This window comes from Methylophilus methylotrophus DSM 46235 = ATCC 53528 (assembly GCF_000378225.1).
Lineage (GTDB): Bacteria > Pseudomonadota > Gammaproteobacteria > Burkholderiales > Methylophilaceae > Methylophilus > Methylophilus methylotrophus.
This window is the reverse complement of the sequence record NZ_KB905141.1, coordinates 1,270,173-1,289,925: the sequence shown is the minus strand read 5'-3', so window position 1 is coordinate 1,289,925 and position 19,753 is coordinate 1,270,173. Positions and strand designations below refer to the sequence as shown.

At 49.1% G+C, this 19,753-nt stretch carries 17 protein-coding genes; 14 read left to right on the top strand and 3 right to left on the bottom strand.

Going from position 1 to position 19,753, the window contains the following annotated elements; genetic code table 11:
* Positions 1-19: 19 nt before the first annotated feature.
* Positions 20-805 (top strand): BPSS1780 family membrane protein, encoded by a 786-nt coding sequence (locus tag F463_RS0106280; protein ID WP_018986212.1) that lies wholly within the window; start codon positions 20-22, stop codon positions 803-805.
* Positions 806-821: 16 nt separating this feature from the next.
* Here the strand turns inward: F463_RS0106280 and F463_RS0106275 are convergent, their stop codons facing one another.
* From F463_RS0106275 to trmL, 3 genes are all read right to left on the bottom strand, one after another.
* Positions 822-2,627 carry a GGDEF domain-containing protein gene (locus F463_RS0106275; protein ID WP_018986211.1) on the bottom strand — a complete coding sequence of 602 codons (1,806 nt, stop codon included), beginning with the start codon at positions 2,625-2,627 and terminating at the stop codon, positions 822-824.
* A 217-nt stretch (positions 2,628-2,844) separates the two neighbouring features.
* Positions 2,845-5,025 carry a DNA helicase II gene (gene uvrD, locus F463_RS0106270; protein ID WP_018986210.1) on the bottom strand — a complete coding sequence of 727 codons (2,181 nt, stop codon included), beginning with the start codon at positions 5,023-5,025 and terminating at the stop codon, positions 2,845-2,847.
* Between the two features lie 220 nt (positions 5,026-5,245).
* The gene (gene trmL / locus F463_RS0106265; RefSeq protein ID WP_018986209.1) at positions 5,246-5,710 is read right to left on the bottom strand and encodes a tRNA (uridine(34)/cytosine(34)/5-carboxymethylaminomethyluridine(34)-2'-O)-methyltransferase TrmL; all 465 of its coding nucleotides are present in this window, start codon (positions 5,708-5,710) and stop codon (positions 5,246-5,248) included.
* 88 nt (positions 5,711-5,798) lie between these two features.
* Between trmL and F463_RS0106260 the strand changes: the two genes are divergently transcribed.
* The 13 genes from F463_RS0106260 (at position 5,799) to mshL (ending at position 19,749) form a co-directional block, all read left to right on the top strand.
* Positions 5,799-7,505, top strand: coding sequence for a GspE/PulE family protein (locus F463_RS0106260; RefSeq protein ID WP_026295368.1), 1,707 nt, complete (start codon positions 5,799-5,801; stop codon positions 7,503-7,505).
* A 5-nt stretch (positions 7,506-7,510) separates the two neighbouring features.
* Positions 7,511-8,725, top strand: a complete 1,215-nt coding sequence (locus tag F463_RS0106255; RefSeq protein ID WP_018986207.1) for a type II secretion system F family protein — start codon at positions 7,511-7,513, stop codon at positions 8,723-8,725.
* Between the two features lie 128 nt (positions 8,726-8,853).
* Complete coding sequence (locus F463_RS15245) at positions 8,854-9,132, top strand: type II secretion system protein (protein ID WP_018986206.1); 279 nt, start codon at positions 8,854-8,856, stop codon at positions 9,130-9,132.
* A 187-nt stretch (positions 9,133-9,319) separates the two neighbouring features.
* On the top strand, positions 9,320-9,781 hold the full coding sequence (locus F463_RS0106245; RefSeq protein ID WP_018986205.1) for a GspH/FimT family pseudopilin: 462 nt from the start codon (positions 9,320-9,322) through the stop codon (positions 9,779-9,781).
* 110 nt (positions 9,782-9,891) lie between these two features.
* Complete coding sequence (locus tag F463_RS0106240; RefSeq protein WP_018986204.1) at positions 9,892-10,434, top strand: hypothetical protein; 543 nt, start codon at positions 9,892-9,894, stop codon at positions 10,432-10,434.
* Positions 10,418-11,206: a prepilin-type N-terminal cleavage/methylation domain-containing protein gene (locus tag F463_RS0106235; RefSeq protein ID WP_018986203.1), complete on the top strand. Its 789-nt coding sequence runs from the start codon at positions 10,418-10,420 to the stop codon at positions 11,204-11,206. The genes F463_RS0106240 and F463_RS0106235 overlap by 17 nt, the downstream gene beginning before the upstream one ends.
* A 29-nt stretch (positions 11,207-11,235) precedes the next feature.
* Positions 11,236-11,652 (top strand): hypothetical protein, encoded by a 417-nt coding sequence (locus F463_RS0106230; RefSeq protein WP_018986202.1) that lies wholly within the window; start codon positions 11,236-11,238, stop codon positions 11,650-11,652.
* A 24-nt stretch (positions 11,653-11,676) separates the two neighbouring features.
* Positions 11,677-14,715 carry a DUF6701 domain-containing protein gene (locus F463_RS15135; protein WP_245545139.1) on the top strand — a complete coding sequence of 1,013 codons (3,039 nt, stop codon included), beginning with the start codon at positions 11,677-11,679 and terminating at the stop codon, positions 14,713-14,715.
* A 275-nt stretch (positions 14,716-14,990) separates the two neighbouring features.
* Positions 14,991-15,929, top strand: a complete 939-nt coding sequence (locus F463_RS0106220) for a hypothetical protein (protein WP_018986200.1) — start codon at positions 14,991-14,993, stop codon at positions 15,927-15,929.
* A complete protein-coding gene (locus F463_RS0106215) occupies positions 15,926-16,810 on the top strand; it encodes a PilN domain-containing protein (RefSeq protein ID WP_018986199.1) in 885 nt (294 codons plus the stop codon). Before F463_RS0106220 ends, F463_RS0106215 begins: the two co-directional genes overlap by 4 nt.
* Before the next feature lie 3 nt (positions 16,811-16,813).
* On the top strand, positions 16,814-17,527 hold the full coding sequence (gene gspM, locus F463_RS0106210; protein WP_018986198.1) for a type II secretion system protein GspM: 714 nt from the start codon (positions 16,814-16,816) through the stop codon (positions 17,525-17,527).
* Between the two features lie 13 nt (positions 17,528-17,540).
* Positions 17,541-17,912 carry a hypothetical protein gene (locus F463_RS0106205; protein WP_018986197.1) on the top strand — a complete coding sequence of 124 codons (372 nt, stop codon included), beginning with the start codon at positions 17,541-17,543 and terminating at the stop codon, positions 17,910-17,912.
* A gap of 61 nt (positions 17,913-17,973) precedes the next feature.
* A complete protein-coding gene (gene mshL, locus F463_RS0106200) occupies positions 17,974-19,749 on the top strand; it encodes a pilus (MSHA type) biogenesis protein MshL (protein ID WP_018986196.1) in 1,776 nt (591 codons plus the stop codon).
* The last annotated feature ends 4 nt before the right edge of the window (positions 19,750-19,753 follow it).

Genomic DNA, 19,753 nt, shown 5'->3' with positions numbered 1-19,753 from the left:
AGAGTATCAAGGGAGACACATGACTGAAACCGGAAGCCAGCGCGGCTTGCGCTGGGTGAAAGAAAGCCTGGCCTTATTCCGAACGCAGCCACATGTATGGATGCTGTGTTCACTCGCCTATATCGTTATTTTCATGGTCTTGCCATCGTTACCCATGCTTGGCTTCCTCGGCTTGGTTTCGGTTGTGATCTGGCCAGTGTGCATGGCGCTGGTGGTCATGCTTTACCGTCAGGTGGATTTGCAAGGCCGTATGTCTCCGCGTGAAGTGATTGAGCATCTGCAACAGCATTTCAGACCGCTGGTGCTGCTGGGTGCCAGTTGCCTCGTATATGCCATATTGGCCACTTATTTGCTCAGTAGTGAGCTGGCCTCGCTTATTTCACATGCGCCGACCAAGGCAGGCATGACAGAGTCGCAAATGACTCAATTTCTGGAAAATACGCTGTCATTTATCGTCAAGGTGATGTTGCTACTGTTGCCACTGTTTATTGCCACCTGGTTTTCGCCCATGCTGATTGCATTAAATGGCTATCCTTTGATCAAGGCCATCAAATCCAGTATTGCCGGCATGCTGCAATATGCGCTGCCCATGGCGGTTTCCTGGCTGGTCATGACTGTAGGCATGCTGGTGGTGATGTTGGGCCTGGGGCTGGTGATCGGGATTTTGGGAGCCTTGATTCCGATGCTCGCACAGTTGCTGATGCCATTGTTGGTGTTTGCCGCCTTGCTGGTGATTAACGCCTTGATGTTTGCCTTTCAATACATCAGCTATAAGGATGTATTCAGGGCTGCGCCACAAGTTTAGCCATGACGCTTAATAATTAGGCAAGGCGCTCATCCGCTGCCCGGCTGGCTGATGGAGCCAGCCGCCGGCGTTCTATAAACAGGCTGTTGCCTACAATTTTCTTGGCCTGTTTCTTGGCATTGCTCATGGCGCCTGCCACTTCGTGATGGCTGGCAAATGCGTCCGGATGCACTTGTACCGCGCCGATGGACAGGCTGCCAAACGGGTAAAAATGCTCATTCCCCAAGCGATCTTCTATTCGTATGCCACCTTGCTGGATATCTTTCAGGTCGTAAAAATCCGGCGTCACCTTGACGATGGTGTCCAGGATGTCATTGCAAGTGGCCTCCCAGCCTTCGCTCTGGAACACCAGTACAAAGTCGTCGCCACCAATATGGCCGACAAAGTCATGTTCATTGTTCACCTGGCTGCTTAACAGGCGGCCGACAAACTGGATCACTTCATCTCCACGACGGTAGCCATAGGCATCATTAAACGGTTTAAAGTGGTCTAGATCACAATAGCAGGCCACAAAGGGGATGCGGCGCTCCAGCAGCTTATCAATATGGGCATTGATAGGCACATTTCCAGGAAGCAATGTTAATGGATTGGCATAGCGCGCGGCGTGGATTTGCATGTTGGTGACTTCGCGTAGCAGAGCATGCCCACTCCCCATGCCTACATACCGCTCACCATCAGCAATGATAAATCCATTGAGCAAGTATTTGGGGTCTGCGGCCAGGATCAGTTCACTCATGGCCAGGATGGACATCTCTTTTTGAACGACCAGGCAGTTAGCGTCCATAAATGTCGTGCATGGCTTCTTGCCATGCAATTCTTTTTGGTAGCGTCGCGCAAACCGGTCTATGGTGTCGTAACGGCTGATCAAACCAATCGGTTTTGACTGGTGATTAATCACGGGAATCGAATTGAGCGTATTTTCACGGTCAAACCAGTTATACACTTCCTCATTGGTCATTTCGGGAAAGGCGGCTGTTTGGTAACTGGCCAGACTAATGACCGTGGCCTGTTTTGCAGTATTCTGATGTTCCGCAAACAGGCGGATAATATTTTTATTGAGCAGGTTGTTGACCTCCTCAGTCAGGACATACTGAAATTTCGGGAAGGGTCGTCCAAACAGGTAGCCCTGCGCAAAGTCTATTTTCAGGTCCTTGATCACCGCCAATTCTTCTTTGGTCTCAATGCCTTCGGCAATGGTCAGCGTATTGGATTCAACCGCGATTTTCTGGATGCCGCGCACAAACTCTAGCTTGATTGGGTCATTGTGTATATTGGCAATAAAATGCTTGTCGATTTTGACATATTCGGGTGAGAGTTCAGACCACAAGCGCAAACCGGACGTCCCTTCACCAAGGTCATCCAGCGCAATCTTGAAACCCAGTGATTTAAAGCGGGTGACCGCGTCACGGAGTACGGCATAGTCACGGATGGTAGAACTCTCGGTGATTTCAATCACGATATCACTGGCTTTGAGCCCGCTACGTGCGAGTTGCGTCAAGCCAAAGGCCAAATGACTGTCGGTGAGCAGCAAAGCGTCCGGGCTGAAGTTGACAAATAGCGGATGCGACCGGTCGCTACGGCTATATTCATTAAAAATGACTTCACGAGCCGTGTATTCCATGTCGATATTCAAACCACACAAGCTGGCTGCATTAAACAGGGCAATCGGTGAGTGGAGTTTGGATTCAACAGGACCCCGGATCAATGCTTCATGGGCAAATACACGCGCCTGTTTAATATCGACAATCGGTTGAAACAGCGGCAGCAGGTTTTTCTGCGCAAGAATGGTCTCGACTTCAAGCTGAGGAGGGGCATATATCATGCAAGCAGTATCGACTGATTTAACTGCTTCTTGATTAAAGCTATGCAAAGGGTTGATGAAATATTTGTGACAGTTACGCCAGAATCAAGGCATTCTTAGACTTGAGTTTTTAGTGACTTTGTAGACGGTCAATGATTCAGTTAAATCGACCACTTTTTGTGTGAGCACACTCAGTGTTTAGCGATTCATGCAGCCCATGAAATACGGTTAACAGGCCCTAAACTTTTTCCAGCTTGGCGTATTCCAGCATTAGTGTTTTGAGACCTGCGCTACCAAAATTCACTTTCACGGCCAGGTCGCTCGCATTCCCTTCATAGCTGACCACCACGCCTTCACCGAATTTGCTATGGCGCACGCTTTGGCCTATCTTGAATGGATAACTGGACTGGACACTTGCAGGTTGAGCGGCAGCCATGGCGTATTGACCGCCCGCTGCATAAGGTTTGGCAACTGGTTTGCTGTTCAGGCGTTTGGTCAGTTCGGCCGGGATTTCATCGACAAAGCGTGAGGGAATGCCGTAACGCACCTGACCATGCAGCATGCGACTTTGGGCATAGGTGAGATAGAGCCGCTGGCGTGCACGAGTGACGGCAACATACATCAGGCGACGTTCTTCTTCCAGCCCGCCATTTTCGTAAGCGGCCTGGTCATGCGGAAACAAGCCTTCCTCGACACCGCTGATAAACACGCTCTGGAACTCCAGGCCTTTTGCGGCATGCACAGTCATCAATTGCAGTGCTTCATGACCAATATCAGCCTGGTGGTCGCCTGCCTCAAGGCTGGCATGGTTCAAAAACTGCGTCAGCAAATCGGCATCTTCATCCATATTATGGTGATTACCCAAATCCTGCTTGCTAAAGGCGACGGCAGCCGTCACCAGTTCCTGCAAGTTTTCGATGCGGTCTTCACCCTCTTTGTCATTCTGGTAATGTGCGATGAGGCCGCTCAGGTTAATGACCATTTCTGCCATTTCACCCAATGTGATGCCATAACCCTGGTCCACCATCTGCCGGATCAGCGCAACAAACCCCTCCACGCCCTTACTGCCGAGCTTGCCTTCCCCCACCTTATTGGTAGCTGCCTGCCACAAACTACATTCGTTCTGGCGGGCGGCTTCCTGCAATTGCTCCAGGCCGCGTGCGCCTATGCCGCGTGGTGGAAAGTTGATGATGCGCAAAAGGGCGGTATCATCATTGGCGTTGGCAATCAGGCGCATATAGGCAAGTGCATGCTTGATTTCAGCACGCTCAAAAAAGCGCAGTCCGCCATAAACCCGATAGGGGATATTGGCAGAAAACAGCGTGTGTTCAAGAATGCGTGACTGTGCGTTGCTGCGGTAGAGCAGGGCCATCTCGCCCAATGGAACCCCTTCTTTTTGCAGCATGTTCACTTCATCGACAATGAATTGTGCTTCGTCAGTATCGTTATACGCCTCGTAAATACGGATCGGCTCGCCCTTGCCAGCGGATGTCCACAAGTTCTTGCCCAGACGGTTGCGATTGTTGGCAATTATGGCATTGGCGGCATCCAGAATATTGCTGTGCGAGCGATAGTTTTCTTCGAGCTTAACGATATTCTGCACGTTAAAGTCGCGCTGGAAGTCATTCATATTGCCAACGCGAGCACCACGGAAAGCGTAAATACTCTGGTCGTCATCACCCACGGCAAAAATACTGTTATGCGCGCCGCCCAGCAGTTTCAGCCACAAGTATTGCAGGCGGTTGGTGTCCTGGAATTCGTCGACCAGGATGTATTGGAAACGTTGCTGATAGTGCGCGCGGATATGTGGCTCACGCTCTAATAATTCATAGCAGCGCAATAACAGTTCAGCAAAGTCGGCTACCCCTTCACGGTTGCATTGCTGGTCGTAGGCGGCATAAATTTCGCGTAATTTCTGACTGTGGCCATCGTAGGCATCTACCGCATCGGCACGCAGGCCCTCTTCCTTGCAGCTGTTGATATAGCCCATCACCTGCTTGGGCGGATATTTCTCATCATCCACATTCATGGCCTTCATGACGCGTTTGATGGCGGAAAGCTGGTCGGCGGTATCTAAAATCTGAAAGGTATTAGGCAAGCCAGCTTCACGGTAATGTGCGCGTAGCATGCGGTTACACAAGCCGTGAAAAGTACCCGCCCACATGCCGCGTGTATTAATCGGCAACATGCTGGTCAATCGCGTCAGCATTTCCTTGGCAGCCTTATTGGTAAAGGTCACCGCCATCAAGCCCATGGGTGAGGTTTGCCCGGTCTGAATCAGCCAGGCGATACGGGTGGTCAGCACACGGGTTTTACCGCTGCCAGCCCCTGCCAGAATCAATGCGGAGACATGCGGCAGGGTGACCGCTTGCAGTTGTTTGTCGTTGAGGCCCTGAAGGAGATTGGTTTCAGATTGCATGTCTTATTATCGCATGACGTGTATACCGGTTGAGTGAAAAATATCTTCATCCTGAAGATGGCTGTTAAGTTGTTGGAACTTTTTAAACCGGTGATTGCTCTTACCAGTACGATGATGATGAATCATCTTTCCGCTTCTTTCCTCCCTGAGCGGAAGCCTTTACGATGAGGCCTGTTGCCCCGATTTACCCCTTAATCGGGGCTTTTTTTGTCTATTGCTTTCATACGCCGCCAGGAAAACCAGTTTGTCGCCACGCTTCATACAGCAAAATCGCTGCCGAGTTTGACAGGTTCAGGCTGCGGCTATGCGGCAGCATGGGTAACCTGACCCTGTGTTCAGGCGCGAAGCTTGCGCGAATGTCTTCTGGCAGGCCGCGTGATTCCGGCCCAAAGATAAATACATCTTCATCTTTGAATTGCAAGTCAGTGTGGCGAGTGCTGCCTTTGGTGGTGAGCGCAAACATGCGTTTGCCTTGTAACGATTGCTGGCATTCGGCCCAGTTTTCGTAAACAGTCAGTTCAGCGTATTCATGATAATCCAGTCCAGCCCGTTTGAGATGTTTGTCCGAGAGTTCAAAGCCCAGCGGTTTGACCAGATGCAATTTGGCACCGGCATTGGCACATAAACGTATGATATTTCCCGTATTGGGCGGAATTTCCGGTTCGAAAAGCACGATATGAAACATTTTTTGCAGCTTGTTTACAAACGTAGGATTAAAATGTTGATGATATGATAGACGAGAAAAGTCTATATAGATAAATAATTACAACGCCATGGCTCGTCCCGAGAAAATTAGATTAGGTGAAATTCTGGTCAGACAGAATTTCATGACCCAAGCTGAGCTTGAGCAGGCGCTGGAAGAGCAGCGCAAGACAGGCCGCCGCCTTGGTCGCGTCATTGCTGAAAAAGGCTATGCCAATGAGCGGCAAATTGCCGAGGCTGTTGCTTCTCAGTTGAATATCCCATTTTTGGACTTAGGGCAGTACGAACTGGATGTGAAGCAGGTTCAAAAGCTCCCTGAAGTTCAATCGCGCCGTTTCCGCGCCATTTTGCTCGAAGAGCGTCCAAACAGTTTCCTCATCGCGATGGTGGACCCATCAGATGTCTATGCATATGACGAACTCGTCAGGTTGCTTAAGCGCGATATTGATATTGTAGTGGTGCAAGAAAGTCTGCTCATGCAGACCATCGACCGTTCTTATCGCCAGACCGAACAAATTTCCTCACTTGCACTGGAGCTGCAAGAGGATCTGGCTGCCAGCAATGTGGATCTCGCCAGCCTGATGGGTGTTGACCTTGGCATTGACGATGCACCAGTAGTTAAGCTGTTGCAAACCATTTTTGAAGATGCCGTGCAGGTACGAGCTTCCGATGTGCATATTGAGCCACAAGACAACAAGCTACTGATCCGTTTCCGTATTGATGGCGTGATGCACTTTCAAACCCAGGCGGATATCAAGATTGCTACTGCGCTGGTGATGCGTCTTAAAATCATGGCGGGTTTGGATATTTCTGAGAAGCGCTTGCCGCAAGATGGCCGCTTTGGTTTTACCGTTAAAGGCCGGGCGGTAGATATGCGTATTTCCACCATGCCAACGCAATATGGCGAAACTGTGGTCATGCGCTTGCTCATTCAGAACACCGGACATTTTCAGCTCGACAAGCTGGGTATGCCAGCAGATTTACTGGTACGTTTTCGCAAGATGATCAACCGCCCGAGCGGGATGGTGCTGGTCACTGGTCCGACCGGGAGTGGTAAAACGACTACTTTGTACTCTGCGCTGAGTGAACTGAATACCCCAGAAACCAAAGTGATTACCGTGGAGGATCCTGTCGAATATCGTTTGCCAGGCATTATCCAAACCCAGGTCAATGAGAAAATTGAACTGGACTTCCCCAAGTTATTACGCGCCATTTTGCGTCAGGACCCTGACATCGTGCTGGTGGGCGAAATGCGTGATGAAGAAACCGCGCAGACTGGTTTACGTGCCTCAATGACAGGGCATTTGGTACTTTCAACGTTACATACTAATGATGCCTCCACTGCGCCCGTGCGTTTGATTGATATGGGGGTGCCGCGCTTTATGGTGGCGATGTCCCTGCTCGGTGTCATGGCGCAACGTCTGGTAAGGCTGATATGCCCGCACTGTGCTACAGAACATACGCCTACCGAGAACGAAACAATTTGGCTCAGTCAGGTGCTGCCTGATGCAACGCTACCGACTAACTTCCGGCATGGCAAAGGATGTCAGCATTGCAATCGCACCGGCTATCTTGGGCGGGTGGGCCTGTATGAGTTTCTCGAAATGACAGATGAACTGGCGATGGCTGCCAATATGCCGGATACCAATGTTTTCATCAAAAAAGCGCGTGAACGCCTCAAAGGCAAGACACTGCGTGACCAATCGCTGCAATTGGCCATTGATGGCAAAACCACGCTGGAAGAAATCATGCGTGTGGATAACCAATTTGAAGAATAGCCTTTATGCCATTATTTGAATACAAGGGACGGACCGAAGATGGCATGATGGTGACCGGCGTACAGGAGGCCGCGGATGTTGACGCATTGGGTGCTGCTTTAATTGGCACCAGGATTACCCCGGTTGAGATTAAGCCTAAAAAAGCAGGTGCGGTTGCCATTAACCTGTTTGAAGAAAAAGTCACTAGCCTTGATGTCATGATCTTTAGCAAGCAGATGTATACCCTGCTTAAGGCAGGGATTCCTATCATGCGTGCATTGGCTGGCATACAAAGCTCGGTAGGTAATCAAAAATTAGCGCAAGTGGTGGGGCAGTTGCGCGTGAGTCTGGATTCCGGCCGGGAATTGTCAGTGGCGATGACTGAGCATCCTAAGGTCTTTGACAGTTTTTATATTAGCATGATCCGGGTGGGCGAAACGACAGGTAACCTGGATAACATTTTTCTGCGTCTGTCCGAACATATTGAGTTTGAACGATTCATGCGTGGGCAAATCAAGTCGGCTTTGCAATATCCTATGTTTGTCTTGACCGCCATGGCCATCGCCGTTGTGGTGATTAATGTCATGGTGATCCCGCAATTTGAAAAAGTGTTTGCCAGCATGCATGCGGATTTGCCATTTATCACCAAAATGCTGATCGCCTTTTCAAACTTTATGCGCAATTACTGGTTTGTGCTGATTGGCATGATTGCTGGGGTGGGCTGGGCGTTTAAAGCTTATGTTAAAACGGCAAGTGGTCGGTCAAACTGGGATCGCATCAAAATGCGTATTCCGATTGCCGGAAAAATCATTTTTAAAGGCACCATGGCGAGGTTCGCACGTAGTTTTGCTTTATCCACTCGAAGTGGCTTGCCGATTCTCTCAGCTTTGAGACTAGTGTCTCAAACGGTTGAAAATGAATATATCTCCGCCAAAATATTAAGCATGTCTGCAGGCATAGAGCGCGGTGAAACCATCTTGCGAACGGCCACCCAAACAGGCGTATTTAATTCGCTAGTTTTGCAAATGATTGCGGTAGGCGAAGAATCTGGCTCGCTGGATACATTAATGCAAGAAATTGCCGATATGTATCAGGCGGATGTTGAGTATGACGTTAAAACCTTGGGGGCGCAGATTGAACCTATTTTAATCATGTTCCTTGGAGCACTGGTATTAGTGCTCGCGTTAGGGGTGTTTTTACCCATTTGGGATATGAGTTCGGTCATGTTGAAAGGTGGCTAATTGTTTATTTGGCGCAACTGAATATGGACCAAAATTGTCTGGCATAGTCTTTGCTTTATGTGATTTAACGCAGTTATAACCTGCCACTGTGACAATAACGGTAGGGAATTTGATTAGGAGTTTAAGTAATGAAAAAACAAGCGGGTTTTACATTGGTTGAGTTGGTCGTGGTAATTGCAGTATTGGGTATTTTAGCAGCAACAGCATTGCCTAGGTTTGTTAATGTTCAGGCGAATGCTCGTGCGGCGAGTATGAACGGTTTGGCGGCTTCTGTAAGATCTGCTGGTAACATGGCCCGCGCTGCATGGATTGCGGGAGGTCAGCAGGGTCTGACTGTTGCCATGGATGGAACAAACGTTGACGTTGTAGCTGCCGTAGGTTACCCAGCCGCTTCGGCGACTGGGTAACCTACGGCAGCGCTACAAAATTTTGATGCAAACTCTTATGCGGTGGCTTATGCAGCACCCGTCGCTACTTTTAATGCGGCTGGTTTTCCTAACTGTTCTTTCACCTACAACGCCAACACAGGTGTGGTCAATACGGCTAACTTGCAGCCAGCTGTAGTAGCCGCCAACTGTAACTAATATGTAGTTTATGCGGCAGTCATCGGGCTTTACACTTGTTGAACTGGTCGTTGTTATCGCTTTGACCAGTATTATGGTTGCAGTAGCGACTCCCCGATTCGCAAACGGTGACATCTTTGAAACCCGCGGTGACGCGGGTTTACTTTCATCTACGCTGCGCTATGCGCAGAAAACGGCCATTGCCCAGCGTAGGAACGTATATGTGATTCACAATGATGCATCGCCTGATACCGTTAGTTTGTGTTTTGATAATACTTGCAATCAAGCGGTGATTAATCCCGAAACGACAGCTGCATATATCTTTACGAGCAGCAAGAATGTAGATATAAATTCTGACAATCCCAGTCTTGGGTTTGATTCACTTGGTCGTGCCATCCCGAACTCAACGGTGAGTTATCAAGCGATCAACAGAAAGAATAACGCGCAATCGGTGACCGTGACTGTCGAGGCGGACACCGGGTACATACACTGACGAGTCGGTCAGTGACAGGCTGGATAATAATGCATCACAACAAACATCACTCTCACAGACAACCAGGCAAATCGGGCATATGCTCGCAAGGGGGTTTTTCATTGGTGGAGATGGTAGTGTTCATGGTGATTGTGACCACCGCCATCGCCGGTGTCATCGGTGCGCTTTCTTTTATGGGGCGCCATTCTGCAGATCCGCTAGTGCGTAAACAGGCAATTGCGATTGCTGAATCTCTCATGCAGGAAATTCAACAAATGCCTTTTACCTTTTGTGACCCGGATGATCCCAATGCGTCTACTGCCACGGGTTATGGTGATTGCGCCAATCCACAAAACGCGACCTTAAATGGCCCCACACCCTCTACAGAGAGCCGTTACAGTGCCACTGATCCATTTGATAATGTGGCCGATTATGGTGGATTTGCCATGCCTGGTGGCGGATGTGCCGGGATTTGCCGTATTGGCAACGCCACTGCTTTGCCGGGCTTAAATCCTTATGCCGCTTCAGTTGCAATTAGTCAGGTCGGCGCGAGTGGTGCATTTTCAGCGCTACCCGCAGATGCGGTGTTGCAGATTGTGATTACGGTCACAGGTCCCGCAGATACCACAATCCGGCTGACTGGATACAGGGTTCGTTATGCGCCGAGAATTTAACCAACCTAAAACCATCTCAGGCTTCACCTTGGTCGAGTTAGTCATCGTCATTGTTGTGATGGCAATTCTCGGTGGCATTTCCGTCACCTTCATCAAAAACTCCATTCTGGCGTATGTGAATTCTGAGGCTTATTATGAGCTCGCCGATCGCGCAGATATCTCATTGCGCAGGATGTCACGCGATATACGCAATGCGTTACCAAATAGCGTCTGGGTATCTGCCGATAATTCCTATGTAGAGTTTGTGCCGATCAAAGCCGGAGGACGTTACCAGCAGGATACGCTGGATTTTGCCACAGCAAACGATAGTTTTAATGTACTTGGTGACTCTGTGCCTTCAGTGGTCGCTGGTGACCAGCTGGTGATTTATAACCTTGGTATTGAAGGGGCCGATGTTTATGCAGGTGATACGATTCGCTCTTTAACGAGCACTGGCAGCAATCTCAATACGCTCTCATTTAGTGGATCAGCCTTTCCATTACCCTCCCCAGGGAGCCGTTTTTATGTGGTGAACGGGGCCGTATTTTACGTGTGCGATTTAGCCAACCGCCGTCTATTGATGTATTCAAACTACGCGATTCCCTCTGCACACCCCTCAAACTTTGCCGGACTCACCCCAAGTATCGTTGCGCAAGATGTCACTGGCTGCAGTTTTACTTACACAGAAGGTGTGATGCAGCATAGCGGCGTGGTAACGGCTCAGTTGGAGCTCAGTAAAAATGGCGGTGTGGTGCGCCTAGTTAACCTGATTAATGTGGTGAATTCGCCATGAAAAATACGCTTCATCGCATAAAAGGATTTATGTTGCCTGTGGCAATCTTCTTAATGGTGATATTGGCGTCGCTTGTGGGTTATTCCATGCGGCTGTCATTGTTGGCCAATCAAGGCACGATACAGGACGTGCAAGGTGCGCAAGCTTACCTGGCGGCTAAGGCTGGTGTGGAGTGGGCGGCTTATCAGGTGATTGCCCCGGGGTCGAGCTCAATGCAAACCTGCCCAACACCACCTGATCCATTTACGATTAATGGCTTTACGATTGCACTGACATGTCATCAAACAAGTCCGACGCCGCAAGACCGGGCAGGGACACAAAATATCGGGATGTATACGATTACTGCGACCGCCTCAAAAGGAGTCGCTGGCGCACTGGATTATGTTGAGCGCAAAGTCACTGTGAGTTTGAGTCGTTGCTTAATGGGCGCAGAAGAGTGTAGTTAAAGGAAAATGAGCATTTTGAAAAGGATGAGAGCAACCATTATATGGCTACTATGTCTATGTAGCGTTTTGATCTGTGAAGGTGTGCAGGCAGCGACTGTGACTTTGAATGCCAATGGGGGCTCCAACTCGACGAATGGTTTGAAAATCTTTATCAACGATAACTCACAGATTCAAGTGCAAAGGCTCAACAGCACTGGTCAGTTATATCAGCCAGATCGAACACCTGCCAATAGCAGGTTAGATAATGGGATTTATATTCGGGGAAATAACCAGATTTATGGCCCGGATCACTTTGCCTACAACGCACCTGCCAACTATACAGCGCAAGCAATGACAGCGGTATCGCCTGCCAATGCATCAGCAGGAAACGCCCAGACAACCCGTTCGCAGTTCACCGTTCCCGGAAACAATGTCGGCGGCGGGCCACAAGTAACAATAGATTGGAGTTACACCTATCCTTTTGACTTTGTGACTGCAAAGGTGACGATTAATATTCCTTTGTTGTATCCCGTTAGCACCAGTAATCCAGTGCGTTATTACCATGTGGTGGATACCTATTTGGGTGGCTCTGACTGTGGTTGTGGTGTTCGATATGTGGATAATAATGGCAAGCAGGTGGCCGGGACATACCCCTATGCAGGAAACTGCTCATCTGGAAGTGGCTCAACCAATATTGCCTGCCCCTCTAGTACAGCGCTACCCGCCAATCTGGATGTGGTTGAAAGTTTCAGGGAGCGAGATGGAAATTTTAGCCGTTATTGTGTAGGGAATTATCAAACATTTTGGTCAAATAATAATTCCACAGCTTGCGCGATAGCTAAAACAGGCCAGTTAGGAAATACAGTCAATACCACCTTAACAGACACCGGCGCGGCGATTGAATATGACTTTACATCGCCTGGCATCCATACGTTTAGCTATGACTTTGTGGTTGGCTCCACGGTGGTCCCAGACTACGACCATCTGGAAATCCGTCACCCAGGCAGTTCTTCTTTATGTCCGGTTGATGTGCAGGTGATGGCTTGTTTGGTTTCTACAATGCCTTGTCCGGATGATCAGCTCATCAACTCAGGTAGCCTTACAGGGACGCTGACCATTTCTCCCAGCTCTCCCACCGTCACGGTGACCCCGGATGCCCAGTTTGATGTCGGGAATGCCGGCTCCATTGACACCCTCACCTTACAGGGCAGCGCTGCAGCCACTTATACCTTGGGAGCAAGCGGACTCAGTAAAGGGCCGATGAATGGCATCAAGTGCTGGAACACAGCGAATAACTCGCAAAGTTGCAGTTTTACGATGACGAGCACGGCTTGCGTGAGTACATTTGAGTGCATGGAAAGTGGTTTAACCTACAATAATCTTAAAAACAATACATCTGCGCGTAACCCGCTTTATACCAAGGTGCTTGGGCAGTCTTTTGATGTTGACGTGGTCGCCCTATTATCTAGTGGTGCACAATCAAGTGGTTATAACTCGAGTTTAAAAGTTGATCTGGTTACGGATAGTAGTAACACGTGTAGCAATAATATTATCGTGACCAAAGATGTCAGTTTCACTGCATCGGATGGTGGACGTAAAAAGGTGACCTTTAGCGCAACAGATGTGACACGTGCTTATCCCAATTTGCGTTGCCAAGTCAGGGACACCAGCCAGAATAAATCGGGGTGTTCTTCTGATAATTTTGCAATCCGTCCGCAGTCTTTATCCATTACCAATAGTAATACTGTGCAATCCGCTTCACCAACAGCTACCGCGACACCCACCTTCCGGGCTGGAGCGAATACCTCTCCTAATGCGGACAGGTTCAGCCTGAGCGCTGCAAGCGGGGAGCAGGGCTACAACGGTACCCCGAAAATTGCTAATGCCTTATTGCAAGCGCATCCTGGAGCACCCGCGGTTGGTATTGTGACTGGTGTATTTGCTGCAGGTAATGCAGGAGCCAGTACAGGTGACAACTTTGCTTACTCTGAAGTGGGGCATTTTAAAATTCTACCGCAAGGGCTTTACGATGATACGTTCACTGCTGTCGATGTATCCAAAGGTGACTGTAATAATAATTTCGATAATGCGGGGGACGGATCGCCCAAAAAATATGGCTGCTTGTTTGGCAATACGACAGACACCAACTACTTTGGCCGCTTTAAACCTTCTAGCTTGAGGGTAGATGCTTCAGCCGTCACGCTGGCCTGTGGCAATTTTGTGTACTATGGACAAGATACAACGCCTACCAGTGCCGGGCCGGGGATAATCACTCCCTTTACAATTACAGCACTCAACTCGTCGAATGCAACGACACAAAACTATACCGGTGATTATGCTCGCATGGCCTTAAACGATTACACCGTGTATCACTTTAGCGCGTCTCCAGCGAATGGCACGACGCTTAGTCAAAGTGCTGCCAGTCCGGCAATCACTAAAATCGCAGATAATACGACGCCGGTTTGGAGTAATGGCACTACCAATGTTCGTGTCAGACATAAATTGTCTCGACCTTCGACTGCCGTCAATCAACAAAACGTGGTGATTTCAGCCGAGTTGCGAGACAGTGATAATGTCAGCTCGGCGATAACTGCATTGAACGGTGGCGGATCACCATTTCGTTATGGCCGTTTAGCCGTCATCCCCGCCCATGGCTCTGAGTTATTAGCCTTGCCAGTACCGATCGAGGCGCAATATTACAAAGATGGCTTTTATGTGCGTAGTCAGGGTGATGCATGTACGACAATTGATAGCAGAAGTATCGTCATGAAAAACTACAAGGGTAACCTGACTGCGTGTGAGACCTTTTTGAATGGTACATATACTGCTAATAATGGCCTGGTGAATGCGCTTCTTGCTGCCCCGAAGGTTGGCTCAGATGGGCGGCCTAATGTTGGTAGTGTTGATCTTGAAGTGAATCTTGGAGATGCTGTTTCAGGGGAGGTCACCTGTCAAAGTAATGCCAGCCCGGTCAGCGCTATCAACGGAGGTAGGGACTGGTTCGGTACAACAGATCCAGTAGGGCGTGCTTCCTTTGGCATCTACAAAGCGCCTATTATTTACATGCGTGAAAACTTCCAATAAGTGCCAAACCACCTAAATCAGGTGGTTTTGTTGTTTTATTCTCCCATTTAATCGCAAGTTTCAGGCACTAAAGTTGCTCCCATAAATAAGGCATGGGTGCATATTTAAGACGAGCAGGTCTTAGATACCATACTATCCCTTAAGTCATGTGACGCATACGAAGAGGATGTTAAGTAGGATTTTTTGTGTATACTTATTTACGGCTATGCTTTAAGTTTATAATGTTGTACATTGATTTTAAATAAAAAATTACTGTGAAAGACAGTCGATTCTCTATGGAATGGTTTAAACGACAAAAGAGCAAGCAGCAAGTGGGGGTCAGCTTTACCGAGATGCATATCAGTACGGTTGCCCTTACGCCGCCCGCAGAGGGGAGCAAACCGGTCGTTTCATTTGCCGCTGTTGAGCAAATGCCGTTACATGCTACTTCCACATTACGTCACTTTGTGACCAAAAATGCCTTGAAGTCGATGTCGTGTAATCTGGTTCTTAATGTGGATCAGTACAATATTGTACAAATTGATAAACCGAACCTGCCTGATAACGAGGTAAAGTCGGCCTTGCGATGGAAACTCAAAGGTCTGCTTGATTATTCTGTAGATCAAGCGGTTGTAGATGGTGTCGACCTGCCCTCAGATCCCTCAGTGGCAAATCGCCAACCTTTGATGTTGGCGATTTGTGCTAAAAAGGCCACGGTGAATGAAGCCGGGAATCATTTGGTCGATGCCGGATTCAACCTGCGCTCGATTGACGTGCATGCATTAGCACAGCGGAATGTCGCCCACTTGCTGGAGCATGAGGAGCGTGCCCTGGTCATGCTGAGTATTTTGCCTCGCGGCTGTTTGATTACGTTTACAGCCAAAGGCGAACTCTATCATACTCGTCTGATTGAGCTTGACCGCGACTTTTTGAATGACCGTGACGAGATTTACCGGAATAATTTTGACAAGCTGGTGCTGGAGCTTCAGCGCTCGCTTGATAGCTTTGACCGTCAGTTTCCTTTCCTGAGTTTAAACCGAATGGTGGTGGCACCTGTGGCTCATCGCGATTATCTGGTGAGTGGCTTAAGTTCCAGTCTGTATGTCCCAGTCAATGTGTTTAACCTGGAAGATATTGTTGAGCTACCTGCCAACCAGGACTTTTCCAGTATGGAGAAACAGGCCATGCTCATGCCTGCTCTAGGCGCAGCTTTGCGTCAGGAGGTGGCCGTATGAGTCAGCAAATTAACCTGTATGAAGGTGGTGGCGTTAAAGCCAAAGAGTGGTTTAGCCTGCCTATGGTGGCTGCCGTTTATGTGCTAACTGCGGTGGTGATGTATTACTTTTATACCGGACTCGCTGCTGAAAACGAGCAATTACAAGTGCAGCGTCACCAAGCCGTTGCACAGTTTGAAACCATGCAGAAAAAAGTGGAGGAGTTTTCGAGAAAGGCAAAGCCTATCGATAACACCAAGCTTGAGGCTGAGTTAAAAACGCTAAAAGCACAACTGGAGATGCAGACCCAGATTCTGCTCATTTTCCAGCAGTCCATTTCAGAACAATCGGCACACTTGATCGACTACTTGCGTGCATTTACCGGGCAACAGCAACCTGGCGTTTGGTTAACCGGTTTCAAGGTCGAGCCTGCTATTCAGCACTTGACACTCGCCGGGCAAGCGTTGCAGTCAGAAGATATTCCAGCTTACCTGGATTTGCTCTCTCACCAGTCTGTATTTGCCGGGACTGAGTTCTCCGGTATCCAGTTCAAACAACTCGAGTTGCACCAGCCGCAGTCGCGATCAGGCGGAAATGCTGGAGCCCCTGCTGCGAGTCCGGCGCCTGCGCCAGTGGCAGAGAGTGCTAATGTCTCGCCTGCAGGTAAAGATGGTGGCGCTCCGTCCGCGTCTCCGGCCTCAACCGCGCCTGTTAATCCACAAGCTGAGAATAGTCTTTCGACTGAAGCGACAGAAGTTTTGCCTGGACTCAAAGTGTATGCCTTTGAGGTCAAAGGCCGTGATACACAAATCATAAACAAGGTGGTAAGTGGCATGAGTTGGGATGAATTTGTCCGCCAGACGGTGCCATCACAACCTGGTAAGCAGAGCGGGGGACAGTAACGCATGCGATCTGAAAAACTTCAGGCAATCAGTCAAAAATGGCAAGCGCTTTCCATGCGTGAACGCTGGATGCTGTTTGGCACCGGCTTGTTTGCCGTGGTGGGCTTGATGGATACCTTTTTGCTGGAGCCGCAGCGGGTGCAACTAGCCAGTACCCAGCAAGAAATTCTCAAGATACAAAACGATACCACCACCCTGACCGAGCAGCTGACCAACATAGCAGCCCAAGCAGCACCGCAGCCAGCGACTCAGGCCTTTCAGCATGAGATTGATGACACCAGGCAAAAAATGGCCAGCCAGGCAGATGAGTTGCTCAAGGTGTCAGCTTTTATGGTCCCACCTCAAGCCATGGTGGAGATACTGAAAAAACTGTTGCAAAAGCATACCGATGTGCAAGTGATTGAGATGCAATCCTTGCCTGTGGTGGATTTTATTGAAACGCGCAGAAAATTATTGCAGGCGCAATCTGCGCCAGGCATTGAAGCGTCATCAACCTCGGAGGAAGCGTGGAAAAACATGCCGCATGTCTACCAACATGCCGTAAAAGTCCATTTAAAGGGGCAATATTTTGCGTTGATGGCCTACAGTAAGTCCCTGAAGGCGATTGGTCGTACGCTGGCTTGGGAGAATGCCGAACTAAAAGGCGGTTACCCTGAAAGCGAATTGATTTTTCAAGTGTATACCCTGAGCGGGGAAAATGCATGGTTGGGGATATAGCATGCGCATATTCATGACATGGATGATATTGGCTATCCTGGCACAAAGCCATGCGGCCGAGCAAATGATAGACCCTACGCAGCCACCCGCAGCCGTACTGCCATACTTGCCTGACGTGCAAGCGGAGTCTGCACAGGCTTGGCAAGTGACAGCTATCCAGGATAACGGCAAGAGTGGTTTTGCGGTGGTGAATGGGCAACTGGTGCAGCTGGGTGAAGCTTACCAGGGTTTTAGGTTGATTTCTGTGAAGCATCAGCAAGCGACGCTTATCAATAAAAATGGTGAAAAAAAAGTTCTGGGTTTGGGATTGGCCAGTTTTGTGGTGCCAGCGCAACCGCCTGCACAGGTGAAAAAAACCAAACAGGCAAAAACAATTAAAAAATAAAGTGAAAACGCCTATGGCAGGCTGAAGAGGCCGCCAGGTGAATATCAATAGAGAGACTGCTATGAAAACTTTAGTGAATACTTTGGGTGTAATGATGATAGGGGCAGGGTTGGCGGGATGTACGAGTAACCCATTTGCACCAACGAATTCCTCTATTAATCCTAAAATACAAAATGAATTGGCGACGGCCGCGGCCAAGGCGCAAGCGCAAGTGACGCCACCTCCCAAAGAGGTCACAGATGAATTGTTTGAGCCACTTAAGATTGAGCCGCCTAAAGCATTGGCGAAACGTGTAGAGCCAAGATTTGACCTGGTGGTTAATAAAGCGCCGGCCTCACAAGTGTTGATGGGGATTGTTTCTGGCAGCCCATACAGTATTGCATTGAGTCCAGAGCTAAAAGGCGAGATCACTATTAATTTGCGCGATGTGACCTTGTTTGAAGCACTGAATGCCTTGCGTGACCTATATGGATATGAATACAAAATGAATGGGAAGCAAATTTTTGTGGAGCCACAAACGTTGCAAACCCGTGTCTTCCAGGTCAACTATATTACCGGCACCCGTAAAGGTACTTCAGCCACCCGCGTAACCTCTGGTACTGCTAGCGGATCTGGCGCCGGTGGCGCGGTTGGGGTAGCTGGTCAGGCAGCGGCGATTACCGGAGCGGCAACTGGTGTGGGTGCCGGTGCGGCTGGCAACGGAGTCCCCGGGGCGGCTGGTGCGTCCAATCTGCAGGTCTATGCTTCTGACGTGAGTATGCGCACCAATAATGACTTTTGGGATGATATTGGCATTTCACTCAGCAGCCTGATTGGTGAAGAAAATGGACGTAAAGTGGTGATCAATGCCCAGTCTGGTCTGATCATGGTGAAAGCGATGCCTAAAGAGATTCGTCAGGTTGAGAAGTTTTTGAGTCTGATGCAGGTAACCGTGGATCGCCAGGTGATTCTGGAAGCCAAGATCATCAAGGTGCAACTGAATAGAAACTCGCAACAAGGCATTAATTGGGCAGCAGCCAGAAACATCCGTGGCCGTGATTACACCTTTGGTAATGTGAACGGCAATACCACGCTGGGAGAAACCGGCACATTGACCAATGGTACACTGAGCAGTACGGAGCCGGGCGCGCTTATAAACAGTGACCCGGTGTCTATAGGTGGCTCAATGTTTGCATTGGCAGTTCAAGGCAGAAACTTCTCTGCGTTGCTTACCTTTCTAGAAACACAAGGTAATGTAGAGGTGCTTTCCAGTCCTCGTATTGCCACCATCAATAACCAGAAAGCGGTGCTTAAAGTAGGGAATGATGCATTTTACGTGACCAATGTGCGCACCAATGTGACAACCACTACTGGCGGCGCCGTGGTGACGCCAGATATCCAGTTGCAACCTTATTTTTCGGGCATCTCACTTGACGTGACGCCACAAATTGACAAGGACGACAACATCATTCTGCACGTACATCCATTTATCAGTGATGTGACCCAGGTCAACCGCACCGTAACCTTGTCCAGCGCGAACGGTGGCACATATACGATTCCGACAGCCTCTTCCAACATCAATGAGACAGACAGCATTGTGCGTACCAAAGATGGTAGCGTGATTGCGATTGGTGGTCTGATGTCAGAGTCAGTCGATAATACGCGTACCAAGGTGCCTGGATTGGGAGATGTGAAGTTCTTGGGTAACCTGTTCCGTCAAAAAGATTTGGCAACCACCAAAACCGAGCTGGTGATTTTGCTGAAGTCTACCGTAGTCCGCAGTGGCGAAAGCTGGGCGCAAGATATGCTTGAAAGCCAGGACCGGGTGGATAAACTGAAAAGTGACGTAGCTTTTTAGGATA

Bases quoted from the DNA above. Each gene is read 5' to 3' on its own strand.
- F463_RS0106280 (WP_018986212.1), top strand. From the start codon at position 20: ATGACTGAAACCGGAAGCCAGCGCGGCTTGCGCTGGGTGAAAGAAAGC.
- F463_RS0106220 (WP_018986200.1), top strand. From the start codon at position 14,991: ATGGAATGGTTTAAACGACAAAAGAGCAAGCAGCAAGTGGGGGTCAGC.
- F463_RS0106205 (WP_018986197.1), top strand. From the start codon at position 17,541: ATGACATGGATGATATTGGCTATCCTGGCACAAAGCCATGCGGCCGAG.
- F463_RS0106230 (WP_018986202.1), top strand. From the start codon at position 11,236: ATGTTGCCTGTGGCAATCTTCTTAATGGTGATATTGGCGTCGCTTGTG.
- F463_RS0106275 (WP_018986211.1), bottom strand. From the start codon at position 2,627: ATGATATATGCCCCTCCTCAGCTTGAAGTCGAGACCATTCTTGCGCAG.
- mshL (WP_018986196.1), top strand. From the start codon at position 17,974: ATGAAAACTTTAGTGAATACTTTGGGTGTAATGATGATAGGGGCAGGG.
- F463_RS15135 (WP_245545139.1), top strand. From the start codon at position 11,677: ATGAGAGCAACCATTATATGGCTACTATGTCTATGTAGCGTTTTGATC.
- F463_RS0106245 (WP_018986205.1), top strand. From the start codon at position 9,320: ATGCGGCAGTCATCGGGCTTTACACTTGTTGAACTGGTCGTTGTTATC.
- gspM (WP_018986198.1), top strand. From the start codon at position 16,814: ATGCGATCTGAAAAACTTCAGGCAATCAGTCAAAAATGGCAAGCGCTT.
- F463_RS0106240 (WP_018986204.1), top strand. From the start codon at position 9,892: ATGGTAGTGTTCATGGTGATTGTGACCACCGCCATCGCCGGTGTCATC.
- F463_RS15245 (WP_018986206.1), top strand. From the start codon at position 8,854: ATGAAAAAACAAGCGGGTTTTACATTGGTTGAGTTGGTCGTGGTAATT.
- F463_RS0106235 (WP_018986203.1), top strand. From the start codon at position 10,418: ATGCGCCGAGAATTTAACCAACCTAAAACCATCTCAGGCTTCACCTTG.
- F463_RS0106215 (WP_018986199.1), top strand. From the start codon at position 15,926: ATGAGTCAGCAAATTAACCTGTATGAAGGTGGTGGCGTTAAAGCCAAA.
- trmL (WP_018986209.1), bottom strand. From the start codon at position 5,710: ATGTTTCATATCGTGCTTTTCGAACCGGAAATTCCGCCCAATACGGGA.
- uvrD (WP_018986210.1), bottom strand. From the start codon at position 5,025: ATGCAATCTGAAACCAATCTCCTTCAGGGCCTCAACGACAAACAACTG.
- F463_RS0106260 (WP_026295368.1), top strand. From the start codon at position 5,799: ATGGCTCGTCCCGAGAAAATTAGATTAGGTGAAATTCTGGTCAGACAG.
- F463_RS0106255 (WP_018986207.1), top strand. From the start codon at position 7,511: ATGCCATTATTTGAATACAAGGGACGGACCGAAGATGGCATGATGGTG.